General features: G+C 68.7%; 12 protein-coding genes. 10 read left to right on the forward strand and 2 right to left on the reverse strand.

Going from position 1 to position 15,471, the window contains the following annotated elements; genetic code table 11:
* Nucleotides 1–169: 169 nt before the first annotated feature.
* Entirely contained in the window at nucleotides 170–775 is a 606-nt protein-coding gene (locus ACGFY5_RS04245) for a TetR/AcrR family transcriptional regulator (protein ID WP_392717150.1), read from the reverse strand.
* Nucleotides 776–851: 76 nt separating this feature from the next.
* Here ACGFY5_RS04245 and ACGFY5_RS04250 point away from each other — a divergent pair, with 76 nt between their 5' ends.
* The 10 genes from ACGFY5_RS04250 to ACGFY5_RS04295 all read left to right on the forward strand — a co-directional run bounded on the left by ACGFY5_RS04250 (nucleotide 852) and on the right by ACGFY5_RS04295 (nucleotide 14,729).
* Entirely contained in the window at nucleotides 852–1,895 is a 1,044-nt protein-coding gene (locus tag ACGFY5_RS04250) for an aldo/keto reductase (RefSeq protein ID WP_392717152.1), read from the forward strand.
* 40 nt (nucleotides 1,896–1,935) lie between these two features.
* Nucleotides 1,936–2,115 carry a hypothetical protein gene (locus ACGFY5_RS04255; protein ID WP_392717154.1) on the forward strand — a complete coding sequence of 60 codons (180 nt, stop codon included), beginning with the start codon at nucleotides 1,936–1,938 and terminating at the stop codon, nucleotides 2,113–2,115.
* Nucleotides 2,115–2,522 (forward strand): type II toxin-antitoxin system VapC family toxin, encoded by a 408-nt coding sequence (locus tag ACGFY5_RS04260; RefSeq protein WP_392717156.1) that lies wholly within the window; start codon nucleotides 2,115–2,117, stop codon nucleotides 2,520–2,522. The genes ACGFY5_RS04255 and ACGFY5_RS04260 overlap by 1 nt, the downstream gene beginning before the upstream one ends.
* 239 nt (nucleotides 2,523–2,761) lie before the next feature.
* Nucleotides 2,762–3,874 (forward strand): ubiquitin-like domain-containing protein, encoded by a 1,113-nt coding sequence (locus ACGFY5_RS04265; protein WP_392717158.1) that lies wholly within the window; start codon nucleotides 2,762–2,764, stop codon nucleotides 3,872–3,874.
* A gap of 10 nt (nucleotides 3,875–3,884) precedes the next feature.
* Nucleotides 3,885–4,814, forward strand: coding sequence for a 16S rRNA (adenine(1518)-N(6)/adenine(1519)-N(6))-dimethyltransferase RsmA (gene rsmA, locus ACGFY5_RS04270; RefSeq protein ID WP_392717160.1), 930 nt, complete (start codon nucleotides 3,885–3,887; stop codon nucleotides 4,812–4,814).
* A gap of 74 nt (nucleotides 4,815–4,888) precedes the next feature.
* Nucleotides 4,889–7,102, forward strand: a complete 2,214-nt coding sequence (locus tag ACGFY5_RS04275; RefSeq protein WP_392717162.1) for a hypothetical protein — start codon at nucleotides 4,889–4,891, stop codon at nucleotides 7,100–7,102.
* A gap of 225 nt (nucleotides 7,103–7,327) precedes the next feature.
* Nucleotides 7,328–10,306, forward strand: a complete 2,979-nt coding sequence (locus ACGFY5_RS04280; RefSeq protein WP_392717164.1) for a hypothetical protein — start codon at nucleotides 7,328–7,330, stop codon at nucleotides 10,304–10,306.
* A 1,137-nt stretch (nucleotides 10,307–11,443) separates the two neighbouring features.
* On the forward strand, nucleotides 11,444–12,355 hold the full coding sequence (locus ACGFY5_RS04285) for a 4-(cytidine 5'-diphospho)-2-C-methyl-D-erythritol kinase (protein ID WP_392717166.1): 912 nt from the start codon (nucleotides 11,444–11,446) through the stop codon (nucleotides 12,353–12,355).
* Nucleotides 12,355–14,136 (forward strand): ABC-F family ATP-binding cassette domain-containing protein, encoded by a 1,782-nt coding sequence (locus ACGFY5_RS04290; protein ID WP_392717168.1) that lies wholly within the window; start codon nucleotides 12,355–12,357, stop codon nucleotides 14,134–14,136. The genes ACGFY5_RS04285 and ACGFY5_RS04290 overlap by 1 nt, the downstream gene beginning before the upstream one ends.
* 110 nt (nucleotides 14,137–14,246) lie before the next feature.
* Complete coding sequence (locus ACGFY5_RS04295; RefSeq protein WP_392717170.1) at nucleotides 14,247–14,729, forward strand: hypothetical protein; 483 nt, start codon at nucleotides 14,247–14,249, stop codon at nucleotides 14,727–14,729.
* Nucleotides 14,730–14,776: 47 nt separating this feature from the next.
* On the opposite strand, the gene ACGFY5_RS04300 is transcribed toward ACGFY5_RS04295, so the two are convergent.
* On the reverse strand, nucleotides 14,777–15,376 hold the full coding sequence (locus tag ACGFY5_RS04300; protein ID WP_392718645.1) for a TetR family transcriptional regulator: 600 nt from the start codon (nucleotides 15,374–15,376) through the stop codon (nucleotides 14,777–14,779).
* Nucleotides 15,377–15,471 lie beyond the last annotated feature (95 nt).

A 15,471-nucleotide genomic window follows, 5' to 3' on the forward strand; every position in this document is an offset into this window, starting at 1 on the left:
CCCGCGCCCCGCGCGCTGCGCCCCGCGCCCCGCGCGCTGCGCCCCGCGCCCCGCGCCCCGCGCCCCGCGCGCTGCGCCCCGCGCGCTGCGCCCCGCGCGCTGCGCCCCGCGCGCTGCGCCCCGCGCGCTGCGCCCCGCGCGCTGCGCCCCGCGCGCTGCGCGCTGCGCGTCAACGCTGCGGGATTTTAGGGGCGACGGCGTAGGCGCCGGCGCGGGCGGCGGCTATGGCGGCTGCGGCGGCGGTGTCGGCGGTTTCCAAGGTGGGGGGATCGCCGGTGAGGAGGCGGTAGTAGAGGGGGGCTGAGACGGCGCGGATCACCTCATCGGGGGCGGTGTCGGCGGGTAGGTCGCCGCGGGTGATGGCGTCGGCGACGCAGGGGGCCCACTCGGCGACGCGGACCGCGTAGAAGCGGTTCAGGGCCGCTGCCGTCTCGGAATCGGTGAGGGCGGCCGCAAGAAACGCCCGGAACAGCGGCCCCTGGCGCGGGTCGGTCAGCGTGCGCTGGACGAGCCGGGCGTTCGCCCGCAGGTCGTCGGCGAGTGAGCCGGTGTCCGTGCGCGGCAGCGACTGCTCGGCCATGTCCGCCAACAGGTCGGCGACCAACGCCGGCACCGTCTTCCACCGCCGGTACACGGTGGTCTTCCCGACGACCGCGCGCCGCGCGACGTCCGCCAGGTCGAGCCCGGCGAACCCCTTCTCGATCAGCGCGTCCTCCGCCGCGCGCAGCACGTCGGCACGCACCCGAGCCGTGCGTCCTCCCGGCCTCTCAGCCATTAACGGCACCCCAGTCCCATTAGCGTGGTAACTTCCTAACCGCTAACGGAACTCTAGTGCCATTTAGGGGTTGGTCATGGACTATCGACGACTCGGTGCGTCCGGACTCGACGTCCCCGCGCTGAGCTTCGGCGCCGGAACGTTCGGCGGCCGCGGCCCACTGTTCGGCGCGTGGGGCAGCACCGACGTCCAGGAGGCCCGACGCCTGGTCGACATCTGCCTCGACGCGGGCGTCACGATGTTCGACACCGCCGACGTCTACTCCGACGGCGCCTCGGAGGAGGTGCTCGGCGCGGCGATCAAGGGCCGCCGCGACGCGGTACTCCTCTCGACGAAAACCGGCCTGCCGACCGGCGGCGGACCGAACGAGGCCGGCACCTCACGTCGACGGCTGATCGAAGCCTGTGAGGCCGCACTCCGACGCCTCGGCACGGACGTCATCGACGTTTTCCACCTGCACGCTTTCGACGCGCGCACCCCGATCGAGGAGGTGCTCGCGACGCTCGACGAACTGGTCCGTGCGGGCAAGATCCGCTACGTCGGAGTGTCCAACTTCGCCGGTTGGGAGCTGATGAAGTCGCTCGCGGTCGCCGACCGGCACGGCTGGCCGCGGTACGTCGTCCACCAGGTCTATTACTCGCTGGTGGGTCGCGACTACGAGTGGGAACTGATGCCGTTGGCCGCCGATCAGGGAGTCGGCGCGACGGTGTGGAGCCCGCTCGGGTGGGGCCGGCTGACGGGGCGGATCCGGCGGGGCGCACCGGTGCCGTCCGGGAGTCGGTTGCACGACACCGCGTCGTTCGGCCCGCCGGTCGCCGACGAGGACGTCTACCGCGTCGTCGACGTGCTGGACGAGGTCGCGGCCGAGACCGGCCGGAGCGTGCCCCAGATCGCCCTCAACTGGCTGCTGGGCCGCCCGACGGTGTCGTCGGTGATCATCGGGGCGCGCACCGAGGAGCAGCTCCGCGACAACCTCGGCGCGGTGGGGTGGGTCTTGACGCCCGAGCAGGTGGGACGCCTCGATGCGGCCAGCTCTCGGACGGCGCCCTACCCGTACTTCCCCTACCACCGCCAGGAGGGCTTTGCCCGGCTGAACCCACCCTTGGTCGCCTGTGGATAGCCGTTTGCCCACCCAGTAGAACAAGCGTCACCCTTCGCTCATGAAACTTCGCAACTGGTGGCGATGGCACTGGCGTGCTCGCACCAACCGCTATGGCATCCCGGTGTCCCGTAAGCGTCGGCGCGCCGCGTTGGAGCAATTCATCGGCTCGTACCCGGGTTTGTCAGCGGAGACCGATCTGGAAAAGCTGCGCGGCCCGTGGATCGAAGACGGCCGCTGATGCTCCGTTTACTCTTCGACGCCAGCGTGGTTCCCGCCGCGCTCAACTCGACCGACGCGCTGCATCTACCTGCCGTGAGCGCAACGCGGGGCGGAAGGGATGCCGGTCACGAGTTCATCGTGCTGATGAGTGTGCTGGCCGAGGTGCTCGTCCGCCCGGCGCGGCGAAACGTCCGCGAACTCCGGCACGGGCGTGAGCTGACCATCGCGACATTCGGTCCTCCAGAGCCGATCGACGAGAAAATTGCGGTCGCGGCGGCTACTCGCCGTGCTCGGCATTCGGCCTTGCGGTTGCCGGATGCGCTGGTGTTGGCGACCGCGGAAGTGCTCCAGGCCGACCGCGTGCTGACCGGAGACAAGCGATGGTGCGCACTCGACGATCGAGTGCATCTGATCGCTGTGGCCTGATCCGGATGTGAAATCGGCGTGAGGAAGACCACGGAAACGTTGCGGCAGCGAGCTACAAATCGGACGTGAGGAGTCCTGGATGTCGTGAATGCGAGGTGTCCACCGGGTAGCAGCGTGGTGAAACGCCACGTATGTTGGCCCATCGGGTCGCCCGGCGTAGGCCGAGCGCCCCAAACAGCCGGGATGGACCGCACGATCGCACGACCGTCCTGCCCGGGTCCTGAGAGGTCTGGAGTCGGGTGCAGTACGGCTCGCCACGCGCGAAAAAAGTAGCTACAGGAATCAAGATCGCCTCTGTCGCGGCGTTACTGGCCGGAGGAGGTGCCTGGGTAGCCACCGATCGCGCAGTCACCCTCCGTGTTGACGGAGAAGAGCGGACGGTGCACACCCACGCGGACGACGTCCGCGGAGTGCTCGCCTCCGCCGACGTGAAGGTCGGTGAGCGGGACGAAGTCATTCCGGCCGTCGACGCCGAGGTCCGCAAGGGCGACACGATCGAGGTCGACCGGGCGCGGAAGTTGCGCGTCACCGTCGACGGCACCACCCGGGAAGTGTGGGTCACCGCACCGACCGTGGACGACGCCCTCAACGAACTGAGTATGGGGCGCCGGGACGTCAAGCTGTCGGCATCTCGCCATTCGCGCCTTCCCCTCGATGGCGCGAGGCTCGACGTCGATACGAAGAAGCAGGTGTCGGTGAAGGCGGACGGTCGGACGACCACCGCAACCACCTACGCGGGGACCGTTCAAGAACTGCTCGCAGAGCAGGGTGTGGAGGTCGACGCGGACGACCGGGTGACGCCGACGGCGGTGACGCAGTTGGTGGCTGAGCAGCACGTCACCGTGCAGCGGATCGCGACGAAGACGGCGACCGAGAACCTCACGATCAAGGCGCCGGTGCAGACGCGTAAGGACTCGAGCCTGACGGTCGGCACGACGCGGGTGCTCTCGCAGGGGCGCTCCGGGCGGGCGCAGCAGGTCGTTCGGTACACCTACACCGACGGCAAGGTCACCACGAAGCAGGTGTTGTCGAAGACCGTGGTCACCGCCGCGAAGACGACAGTGGTGGCGAAAGGGACGAAGAAGGTCGTGTCCTCGTACGTACCGGGCGGTACCGGGCTGAACTGGGCCGCGCTGGCGAAGTGCGAGTCCGGAGGGCGGCCGGGTGCGGTGTCCCCGAACGGCACCTATCACGGGCTGTACCAGTTCAGCGTGGGCACGTGGCAGCGGATGGGCGGCTCCGGGCTGCCGTCGCAGGCCTCGGCGTCGGAGCAGACGATGCGCGCGCAGATGCTGTACAAGGCTGCGGGTGCGGGGCAGTGGCCGGTCTGCGGGTCGCGGCTCTTCTCCTAGAGTTACCCGTGTGTCTAGTGACGACGGGCTGCTCGGCCCGGCCGAGATCCGTGCGCTGGCTGCGCGCCTAGGGGTTCGTCCCACGAAGACGTTGGGGCAGAACTTCCTGCACGACCCGAACACGATTCGACGCATCGTCCGGACCGCTGAAGTCGGTCCGGACGATGTCGTGTTGGAGGTGGGCCCGGGGCTGGGGTCGCTGACGTTGGGGCTGCTCGGGTCCGCCGGGTCGGTGGTGGCGGTGGAGATCGATCCGGTACTCGCTTCTGCTTTGCCTTCTACGGTGGCTTCTCAGTTGTCCGCGCGGGCGTCCCGGCTTTCCGTGGTGCAGGCCGACGCGATGAGGGTGGATGCGGCGACGCTCGCTGCCGCGTTGCCGGCGGCGGTGCGCGACCCGGCTGCGGGCGGCGTGGCGGCGCTCGGTGGCGGGCCGACCGCGCTCGTGGCGAATTTGCCGTACAACGTGGCGGTGCCGGTCGTGTTGCACCTGCTGGAGACGGTGCCGACGCTGCGGACCGCCCTGGTGATGGTGCAGGCGGAGGTCGCGGATCGACTGGCGGCGCCGCCCGGGTCGCGCACGTACGGGGTCCCGAGCGCCAAGGCCGCCTGGTACTGCGCGGTATCCAGGGCGGGGTCGGTGCCGCGATCGGTGTTCTGGCCGGTTCCCAATGTGGATTCGGGGCTCGTGAAACTGGTGCGGCGGGATCCGCCCGCTGGTTCACGGAAGGACACTTTCGCGGTGATCGACGCGGCGTTCGCGCAGCGGCGCAAGACGCTGCGGGCTGCGCTGGCGGGATGGGCGGGGAGTGCGGTTCTCGCCGAGGAGGCGCTGCGCGCGGCCGGTGTCGATCCGACGGCGCGGGGGGAGACGCTCGACGTGGGCACGTTTGCGCGGGTGGCGAGCTTCCGGGCGGAGTCTCGGGCGGGGTCCTCCGGCTAATAGGGCGAATGGGATTTAGAAAAGCATACAGTGATAATCTCCCCGGCAGTGCTCGACAGCTTTTGGGGGGAAGCATGTACGTACACGGCCGTCTCAGACCGCTCGCGTTCGTCGCCGGAGTCGCCACCGTGGTGGCGCTGGTCGGCGTACCGGCGCCGGCGTTCGCGGCAACGCCCACCATCACCGCCCAGCCCGTCGTCGAAGCGGGGCCGACCGGCAGTGACATCGAGTTGAGCGTGAACGCCACGTCCACGGACAATGGCACGCTCAACTACCAGTGGTTCTACGAGCTGATCAAGGGCACCGGCATCTGGGTCAAGGCCCTGCCGTCCGCCGAGATCCTCAACATCGGCTACACCGGTGGAGATACCAGCACGCTGAAGCTCAAGACCGTCACCCCGGTGCTCAACGCCATCGGGCTGAAAGTCGAGGTGTCCAGCTCGCTCGGGGGCGGCGCGGCGACGTCCGACGAGGTCGGCGTCGCGGTGGGGGATCCGCCGACCATCGTCGGCGTGGGGCAGGTCGAGCCGCGCGTGGTCGCGGGCGGCACCGCCCATCTCACCGGCGGCACGGTGGCCGGCCTGGCGCCGATTTCGTACAGCTGGCAGGTGCTTCGTCCGGCGCTGTTGGGATCGAGGTGGACCTCGCTGACCAACGGCGCGGGTGTGTCCGGCGCGCGTACGGCGACGCTCACGCTGGCGAACTTGACCGCGGACATCGCGAAGAACTCCTACCGGCTGGTCGCGTCGAACGCGGTCGGCGTCGACATCTCCGATGCGATCAAGGTCGACGTCGGGGTGAAGCCGACAGTGACCACGCCGGCGGACCAGAGCGCTGTGAACGGAAGCGCGACGCTGACGTCGAACATTGCCGGAAATCCGGTTCCCACTGTGAAGTGGCAGCGGCGTTCGGGAGTTCTGTGGACCGACGTGATCTCGTCCGCCACGAGCCTGAACAACGGGGTCGCGACCGCCAAGCTGACGGGTCTGACCACGGCCGACACCGGTGCGCAGTACCGGGTCGTGGCGTCGAACAACTTCGGCGAGTCGGCCGAATCGGCGGCGACTACGGTCACGGTGGTCGGTTCCAAGCCGACGATCACCGACCCGCTGGACAAGATTTCGCTGCTCGGTGGCGTCAACCTGTCGGTGAACGTGACCGGCGACCCGGCGCCCGTGGTGACGTGGCAGCGCAAGCTGCCGACCGCTGGGGCGGTGTGGGAGGACCTGACCGGGGTCGGCACGACGGTGTCGAACGGGGTCGGTGGTTTGACCTCCACGCTGCCTGTCTCCGCGCTGACTCCGGCGCTGAGCGGGGCGCGGTTCCGGGCTGTGGCGCGCAACGCGGTCGACACGGTGGTCTCGGATTCTTCGCAGCTGGTGGCCGGCGTGCTGCCGACCGTGACGAATCCGTTGGACGTCACTGTCGCCTCCGGCGCGGGGACGCTCGCCGTGAACGTGACGGGTGACCCGGTGCCGACCGTGACCTGGCAGCGGCGGAGTCCGGCTGCCGGGGCGCAGTGGGAGGACCTGGTGGGTCAGGGCACTGTTTCCGGGGGTGTGGCCACACTGCCGCTTTCCGGTGTGACCTCGGCGCTGAACGGCTCCCGGTACCGGGCGGTCGTGAAGAACGCGGTCGGGCAGGTCGTGTCGGACTCGGCGCAGCTGATCTCCGGCACGGTGGCGGATGTGTCGAACCCTTCGGCGCAGACCGCTCTGCTGGGCGCGGCCACGTTCACCGCGAACGTCTCGGGCGACCCGCTGCCGACCGCTCGGTGGCAGGTGTTGGAGCCCACTTCGGGTGCGCGATGGGCGAACGTGTCCACCGGTTCGGGCGCTCTGGCGGCACAGGTGGGTGGGTTGGCCACCCTGACCCTCACCGGGCTGACCAAGAACCAGAACGGCAACCGGTACCGGGTGGTGGCGACGAACGGGGTCGACACACCGGCGGTGTCCGACTCGGCGACGTTGACGGTGGCCGGAACGCCGCTGTCGATCACGAACCCCGTGTCGGCGGTGACGTCGGCGCTGAACGGGACGGTGACTTTGTCGGTGAACGCGTCGGGGGAGCCGGCGCCGTCGGTGCAGTGGCAGTCGCTGGCGCCGACCGTCGGATCGACGTGGACGAACCTGACGAACGGGTCGGGGGTGTCGGGGGCGACGTCCAACGCGCTGACGTTGTCGGCGCTGACGTCGCTGCGTAACGGGTACCGCTACCGGGCGGTGGCGACGAACGGCAGCGAGTCGGCGACGTCGTCGTCTTCGCTGCTCACGGTGAATCTTCTGTAGTTCACCACTGTGGACTCGGCCGCCAGGCTCGACTTTCGTCGGGCTTGGCGGCCGAAAGCGTTAACGGCGTTGATTTACGCGATATCTGCTCGCTCTATCCAGATCTGTAGACCTATTTGCGTGGCGTGAGAATCCGATAAGTCACATTTGTCCGGATAGTGCTAGCGTGCGGTGAGAACTCCCGATCACCGTCGGGAGGGGGTTACACACATTGGGGGAAACAGCATGGGGGAACACGCACGCCGTGCCACCCGTCGCACGAAGCCGCTCGTAGCGGCCGCGGCGGGCGTGGGCACGGTCGCGGCGATGCTCGGTGGTCCGCTGCCCGCTTCCGCTGCGGCGCCCGCGTTCGTCCTTGACCCGTCCTACGGTGGTCTGAACGGTGCGCCCAAGGGCGTTGCAATGGCCGGCCTGGGCAACGCGGTCGGCGTCGATGCCAAGGTCACCGGTGGCAACCGCTACGTTCTGTCGCAGGTGAAGTCCGGGGTGACGCCGCCGGTGGCGTACGTGACCCGATTCGATTCCGCGGGCCGCCCCGACAACACCTGGGGCAGCAGCGGAAAACTGTCGCTGACGACTCTTCCAAACGGTTCCACGGTGAGCAAGCTCCTCACCGACGGCACCAACCTGTACGTAGTCGCGCAGAAAGACCTGAACGTCTACGTGGCGGCTTACGTCGTCGCCTCTGGCTTGGCGGCGACGTACGGCACCGCCGGGCTCGGCACGCTCGCTACCGGTCTGCCGAGCGGTTCGACGTTCTCGATCGTCGACGCCAAGCTGCAGGGATCGGCCATCGTGATCGGCCTGAACGGGCAGGCCACCGGCGCTTCGTCGACCGGTGCCTGGATCATGCGGGTCACCAGCGGTGGCATCCTCGACGCGACGTTCAACGGCACCAGTGCCGGTGGTGTCTGGCCGGTAGCGCTCTCGGGTGTCAACGCGACCTCAATCGGCGGCATCGGTCTGCGCTCCAGCACGGACACCACTAACGCGAGTCACATCCTGGTGGCGGCGACTCTGCCCCCCGAGGCGAATACCACCAACGACACACAGTCTGCGGTCATCGACATCCCGAACACGGGCGCCGCACTCACGGGCACGTCGGGCGGGTACATCGAGGCGTACGCCGACAACGCAGGTTGGTCGTACGAGCAGATCGGCGACATCCAGCAAGTCGGTAGCACGACGACGCCGACCTACCTGGTCTCCGGCCGGACTGCCACGAGCTACTTCATCGCCCGGCTGAAGAACGACAACTCGGGGCTCGACAACACCACGTTCGGTATCAACGGTGTGTCGTCGCCGGTCACAGCGTCCTGCGTCAGCGGTCTCCCGCAGATCACACAGGACACCAACGGTTTGGTGTACCTGGCCGCCGACCGGACCTGCAACAACAACATGCCGGAGATCGTCCGCCTGACCGCGGGTGGTCAGCCGGACACCGCGTTCAACCAGGGTTCGGCGGTCTGGTCGCCGAACATCCCGGTGAACGCCAAGCCGCTGATGGTCACCGCCGCCTCCACCCAGCTGAACTTCGGTTCGATGTCGACGAACGGCATGGACGCGGCCAGCGCCCAGGCCGTCCCGTCGACGGCGCCGAACGCGGCGACGCCGACCTCGCTGTCCGGCGGTCCGACGTTTACGTCGGGCCAGATGGTCACGCTGTACGCAGCGCCGAGCGGCATCCCGTCGCCGTACCTGCAGTGGCAGTGGGCCGGTGCCGGTCCGAACCCGACCTGGACGAACATCCCGGACGCCACCGGTCCGTACTACACGTTCCGGGCGAGCCTGGCGCAGTCCGGCTACCAGTACCGCGTGGTTGCCAGCAACGAGTACGGCGTGACCGCGGCTCCGACTGCGGCCTACCAGATCACGGTCTTCGCGGGTGCTCCGCAGATCACCAGCCAGCCGCAGAACAAGACGGTCTCCGCAGGGAGCCCGGTCTCGTTCACGGTCGGCTACGCGGCCGAGCCGGATGCCACGATCCAGTGGGAGGCTAGCGCCAACAACGGTGGCTCCTGGCAGCCCATCGCCGGCGCGACCAGCGCGACGCTGACCCTTCAGCACCCGCCGCTGGAATACAACGGCTTCCAGTACCACGCCGTGGTGACCAACCCGAACGGCAAGGTCACGAGCAACCCGGCGACGCTGCTGGTGACCCCGCCGGTCATCAACATCGCGAAGCAGCCGACCGACCAGAGCGCTGACGAGCACGACGACGTCACGTTCTCCGTCACGGCCAGCGGCAACGGTGCCCTGCTCTACCAGTGGCAGTGGAGCAAGACCGGCGCGGACAACTCGTTCACCAACGTCCCCGGAGCGACGACACCGTCGTGGACGTGGAAGGACGTGAAGAAGGCCGACGACGGCACCGTTGTCCAGGTCAAGATTTCGGACTTGGCCAACAACGTCGAGTACTCGCAGAAGGCGAAGCTGACCGTCAAGGGCGGCGTTGCCGAGCCGGGTCACGACGGTTCCGTCTGGGGCGACTACAACGGCGACGGCAAGACCGACATCGCCAGCTACAAGGACGGCCAGTTCTACTGGAACGGTGGCAAGCCGGAGAACTTCGGTAAGCCGGGTGACAAGCTCATCGTCGGCAACTTCGACGACGATGCTGCTGCCGACAAGGCCGTCGTCAGTGGCAACACCTGGAAGACCGACGGGAACCCGGACGTTGGGTTCGGCAAGTCGACCGACATGCCGGTGTCCGGTGACTTCGACGGTGACGGCATGACGGACATCGCCGTGTGGCGTCCGTCGAACGGCACCTGGTACGTCAAGGACGGCGACACCCAGCAGTGGGGCCAGACCGGCGACATCCCGGTTCCGGGTGACTACGACGGCGACGGCTCGGACGAGTTCGCGGTGTTCCGTCCGTCGAACGGCACCTGGTACATCTACGGCGCCGGCAAGGTCGTCTACGGCATGAAGGGCGACCTCCCGGTCCGTGGCGACTGGAACGGTGACGGCAAGACCGACCCCGCCGTGTTCCGTCCGTCGAACTCCACCTGGTACACGCTGGGTGTCGGTACGGCGGTCTGGGGTGCCAAGGGTGACGTTCCGCTGGCCGGCGACTTCGACGGCGACGGCAAGTCGGACCGCGCGGTGTACCGCCCGTCCAACACCACCTGGTACTTCGCCGGCAAGCCGTCGGTGAAGTTCGGTGGCGCGGGCTGGTGGCCGGTGACCGGCGTCAAGTGACGCTGATCTAGCACCACGACAGTAGGCGGGGCCCACTCCTTCGGGGGTGGGCCCCGTCTTGTCGGGAAGCTGCTCAGATCCGGCCCCACGCCCGAGCGTCTTCCTGTCAAAACGCTCGGCGAGAAGGTCGGCGAAAGCCTCGTCGTCGGCCAGGTCAGCGGCGGTCGCGTAGAACACCTTCCACTCCCCGCCCGCGAGCTTGTTCATGCGACGCCGATCGCGCCGAAGTCGCCCACCTTCTGCATGAGACATGCCGTCGTACTCGAGGGCGACCTTGTGTTCCGGCCAGGCGAGGTCGAACCGCGCCACGAACTGCCCACCCCGATACATCTCGTACTGCGTTACCGGCGGGGGAAACCCCTCCAAGATCACCCGGACGCGGAGCCGCGACTCCTGCGGAGACTCCGCACCACCGTCCGCCAGTCGGAGCGCCCTGGCGGGCCGGCTCCTGGGATGCGCCTCCGCAAGCGCAGCGAGATCGTCGGCTCGGACGTGCCGGTGTCGAAGCAGCACGTCGATACCTGCCACCGAGTCGACCATGTCTTGCTCACGGGCGATCTCCCAGGCCGTCCGTAGCGGAACAGTGGTCAGGAAGCGGCCGGGGCGGATCTCCTCCGGCCGGAGAGCCGCCCGTCGGATGCGGATTCCCTTCACGGGGGCACCGCCTCGGGTGCCGGGCGGCGCGATGACCAGCACCGGATCGTGTGGTTCGCCGAGCGGGAGCCCGCGGACACATGCGGCGGAGCGTCCGCTCAACACGCAGCCGTCCGGCAGCAGGAACAGCGCGCCCTCGCAGCGCAGCCGATGGTCGAGCGGGCGCTGGGCATCGGCGTAGATGTTGCGGTAGAGCCGGTGGTAGGCCTTGCCGCGCAGACATCCCACGGTCGTCAGACCGGCTTCGATCGCCTCCGAGCCCCGGAACACCTTCTTCCGCAGCGCGGACGGGACGATATGCACCGCACGAGGATGGCGCTTTCGCCGGCGACACCGCTGGCGTCGTCCACAGGCCCCCGGACTGCCAGGAAGCTGTCGAGCGCAACGCTTTGAACCGAGCAGCTTCCTGGCAAAACGCGCGGCGCCAAGCGCGGAACGGGGCTTGGCGAGGAGACCGGTAGCCTGGGTGCGCACGCTCGTTCGATGGAGGAGTATCCGCTGACCGTTCCGTCCCGTTCCGCGGTTCGCGTACGGGTCCCGGCCAAGATCAATCTGCATCTGGGTGTCGGGCCGCTGCGCGACGACAACTTCCACGATCTGGCGACCGTGTTCCACGCCGTGTCGCTCTACGACGAGCTGACGCTGGAGTGCGGCCCGCCCGGCATCCGCCTGATCCTGGAATCCCCTGACGAAAACGTCCCGACCGACGAGCGCAACCTCGCGGTCAGGGCGCTGAAACTGCTGGCAGAGCACGCCAACATCGAGCCGGCCGTCACCGTGAGACTGCGCAAGGGCATTCCGGTCGCCGGGGGGATGGCCGGTGGGTCCGCCGACGCTGCCGCCGCGTTGATCGCCGGCGACGCCCTGTGGCACCTGGCCACCCCGCCGGAGAAGCTGCACGAACTCGCCGCCCAACTCGGCTCCGACGTGCCGTTCGCCCTGCACGGCGGTGACGCCCTGGGCACCGGCCGCGGCGAGCACCTGACCCCGCTCACCCACCCGTACCAGCGGCACTGGGTGTTCGTGACCGCCCACGAAGGGCTCTCCACCCCGGCGGTTTACGCCCAATCGGACCGGCTACGGAAAACGACCGAGGCGTCCGACCCCGCAGCCGTCATCAAGGCCCTCGACGAACCCGACCCCCAGGCCCTCGCCGACGCCCTCTGCAACGATCTCCAAGAAGCGACGCTGAACCTCCGCCCGGAATTGCACGAAGTGATCAACGCCGGAGAAGCCGCCGGTGCTCTCAAGGGCATCGTGTCCGGCTCGGGCCCCACCTGCGCCTTCCTCGTGCGCGATGCCGAGCACGCCCGACGAGTGGCGGAAAACCTGAAGAACTACCCAACCACTACAGCCTTCGGCTCGGTCGACGGCGCACAGCTGGTGACCAACTAGTGGCAAACCTCGTCAACCTCGAGAACGTCAGCATCAGCCTCGGCACCCGCACCCTGCTCGACCAGGTGTCGCTCGGGGTGGGCGAGGCCGAGCGGATCGGCGTCGTCGGCCTCAACGGAGCGGGCAAGTCCACGCTGCTGCGCATCCTCACGAAGGAGGAGCAACCGGACTCCGGGCGTGTCACCCTCCGCGGGGACCTCCGACTGGGGCATCTGACCCAGTCGGTCTCGTTCCCCGACAACGCGATCGTGCGCGACATCGTCATCGGCGACACGTTCGGCGCCGAACACGAGTGGGCGGGCGACTCGCGCATCCGCACGGTCCTGGACGGCATCGGCCTCAACTCGATCGGCCTCGACTCCCCGGTCGCGAAACTGTCCGGTGGCGAACGCCGCCGCGTGGCGCTGGCGGCGCTCCTCGTGCAGAGCACCGACCTGCTCGTCCTCGACGAGCCCACCAACCACCTCGACGTCGAGGGCGTCGCGTGGCTGGCCGAGCACCTCAAGACGATGCGCGGCGGCCTGCTGGTCGTCACCCACGACCGGTGGTTCCTGGACGCGGTCTGCACGCGGACCTGGGAGGTCACCGAGGGCCGCGTCGAGCAGTACGAGGGCGGGTACGCCGCGTGGGTGCTGGCCAGGGCCGAGCGCTCGCGGCAAGCCCAGGCTGCGGAGGAACGCCGACAGAACCTCATGCGCAAGGAGCTCGCGTGGCTCCGAAGGGGCGCACCGGCCCGCACGAGCAAGCCGAAGTTCCGTATCGAGGCCGCGAACGCCCTGATCGCGGACATTCCGGAGCCGCGCGACACGGTCCAGCTCAAGAGGCTGGCCGGTACCCGCATCGGCAAGCAGGTCTACGACGTCGAAGATGCCTCGCTCCGCTTCGGCGACCGAACGATCCTCAACCGTGTCACCTGGCGTATCGGTCCGGGTGACCGGTTCGCGCTGGTCGGCGTCAACGGCGCCGGTAAGACGACGCTCCTGAGGCTGCTGGCCGAGCAGAACCACCCCGACAGCGGGCACGTGAAGGTCGGCAAGACCGTCAAGGCGGCCTACCTCTCCCAGGAGGTCACCGAGCTGCCGCCGACGCTCCGGGTGCTCCAGGCCGTCGAGGAGGTCGCCCAGCGGTTGACAGTGGGGGACCGCGACCTCACGGCCTCGCAGCTGGCGGAGATGTTCGGGTTCTCGTCCGCCCGGCAGTGGACGCCGGTTGGTGACCTGTCCGGTGGTGAGCGGCGGCGGCTGCAGCTGCTGCGCCTGCTGATGGCCGGACCGAACGTCCTGCTGCTCGACGAGCCGACAAACGACCTCGACATCGACACGCTCCAGGCGCTGGAGGACCTGCTCGACTCGTGGCCGGGCACGCTCGTCGTGGTCAGCCACGACCGCTACCTGGTCGAACGCGTCACCGACCAGGTCTGGGCGCTGCTCGGCGACGGCGCGCTGCGGATGCTCACCGGCGGTATCGACGAGTACCTCGAACGCCGCGCGGCCGCTGGCTCCGGCTCCGGTCGCCCCAGCGCGAGCCCCGCAACGACAACAACCACAACCACCGAGTCGACGACGAACGCGGCCGACCAGCGCGCGGCGAAGAAGGAATTGAGCCGGCTCGAGCGGCAGATCTCCAAGATCGAAGAGCGCGAGAAGAAGCTCCACGACCGCCTCGCCGAGAACGCGACCGACTTCGCCAAGGTGGCGGAACTGGACGCGGAGCTCCGAAGCTTGCAGGCTGAGCGGGAAGCCGCCGAAGAAACGTGGTTGGAACTCTCCGAATCCGTGTGATCCACCGCACGGATTCACCGGATCGACGACACCTGGTCGACGGTCAGCCGATGAGATCGGGCAGAATCTGGCCGACGAACGTGTCCGGCCCTGAGCAGGGAGGCCCTCGAATGTCCCACCTACCGGTCGACCATCCGCTACGTGGCCTGTACCGGGGTCTGACGATCGTCACCGGTGCGGCGTCCATCGCGTTCGGCGCCACGGCGCTGGCCACGACGTCGGGCAACGGCTTCACCGACAACGAGGGTGAGAAGGTCTGGGGCCTGATGGCCGCCAACCCGGCCGCCGGTGTGTTCTGGATCGTCGTCGGCGCGATCGCGGTGCTCGCCGCGCTGGCCGGCCGCAACATCGACGCGAAGGTCAACTCGGTGCTCGGCCCCGCGGTGTGGGTCGTCGGAACCGTCGGCCTGGTCCTGATCCGGAACGGCGACAACTTCCTCGCGTTCTCGGTCACCAACGTCTGCGTGATGTACCTGCTCGGCACGCTCTGGTTCACCGCGGCGCTCTACAGCGGCGTCTCGGGCTCGCAGCCGGTCAGCCGTCCAGAGTCGGCGGGCAGGGTGGCCGAGGAAGCGCTCGGCGCCGCCAAGTAACGCCACCGCCAACGGCCGGCCTCGGAAGAGGCCGGCCGTTGGCGCGTTCAGTCCTCGGCAACCCGCAGGCGGGGCTTCGCTTCCAGGTTCGACAGGCCGTTCCAGGCGAGGTTCACCAGATGGGCGGCCACGACTTCCTTGTTCGGCTTCCGCGCCTCGAGCCACCACTGGCCGGTGAGCGCCACCATGCCGACCAGCGCCTGCGAGTAGATGCCGGCGAGCTTGCTCTCGTAGCCGCGCCGCTTGAACTCCTCGTCCAGGATGTGCTCGGCCTGGCTGGCGATGTCGCTGATCAGACTGGAGAACGTGCCCGCTGACGTGGCCACGGGGGAGTCCCGGACCAGGATGCGGAAGCCGTCGGTCTCGTCCTCGATGTAGGTGAGCAGCGCGAGGGCCACCTGCTCCAGCAGGATGCGGGGGTGCGTGCTGCTCAGCGCGTTGGTGATCGTCTCGAGCAGGTGCCGCATCTCGCGGTCGACGACGACCGCGTAGAGGCCCTCCTTGCCGCCGAAGTGTTCGTAGACCACCGGCTTGCTGACGTGGGCGCGGGTGGCGATCTCCTCGATCGACGTCGCTTCGAAACCGCGGTCGGCGAAGAGCTTGCGGGCGATCGTCAACAGCTGCTCGCGTCGCTCCTTGCCGGTCATCCGGACCCGGGCCCCGCGGCCCGACGGCCGCCGTTCCTGATCGGTCACATGACACATCCTGTCAGCCCGGACGAACGACTAGTACGGACCGCCCC

The organism is Cryptosporangium sp. NPDC048952 (genome assembly GCF_043197895.1).
Classification (GTDB): Bacteria; Actinomycetota; Actinomycetes; order Mycobacteriales; family Cryptosporangiaceae; genus Cryptosporangium.

Bases quoted from the DNA above. Each gene is read 5' to 3' on its own strand.
- ACGFY5_RS04280 (WP_392717164.1), top strand. From the start codon at position 7,328: ATGGGGGAACACGCACGCCGTGCCACCCGTCGCACGAAGCCGCTCGTA.
- ACGFY5_RS04250 (WP_392717152.1), top strand. From the start codon at position 852: ATGGACTATCGACGACTCGGTGCGTCCGGACTCGACGTCCCCGCGCTG.
- ACGFY5_RS04285 (WP_392717166.1), top strand. From the start codon at position 11,444: ATGGAGGAGTATCCGCTGACCGTTCCGTCCCGTTCCGCGGTTCGCGTA.
- ACGFY5_RS04260 (WP_392717156.1), top strand. From the start codon at position 2,115: ATGCTCCGTTTACTCTTCGACGCCAGCGTGGTTCCCGCCGCGCTCAAC.
- ACGFY5_RS04245 (WP_392717150.1), bottom strand. From the start codon at position 775: ATGGCTGAGAGGCCGGGAGGACGCACGGCTCGGGTGCGTGCCGACGTG.
- ACGFY5_RS04295 (WP_392717170.1), top strand. From the start codon at position 14,247: ATGTCCCACCTACCGGTCGACCATCCGCTACGTGGCCTGTACCGGGGT.
- ACGFY5_RS04300 (WP_392718645.1), bottom strand. From the start codon at position 15,376: ATGACCGGCAAGGAGCGACGCGAGCAGCTGTTGACGATCGCCCGCAAG.
- ACGFY5_RS04275 (WP_392717162.1), top strand. From the start codon at position 4,889: ATGTACGTACACGGCCGTCTCAGACCGCTCGCGTTCGTCGCCGGAGTC.
- ACGFY5_RS04255 (WP_392717154.1), top strand. From the start codon at position 1,936: ATGAAACTTCGCAACTGGTGGCGATGGCACTGGCGTGCTCGCACCAAC.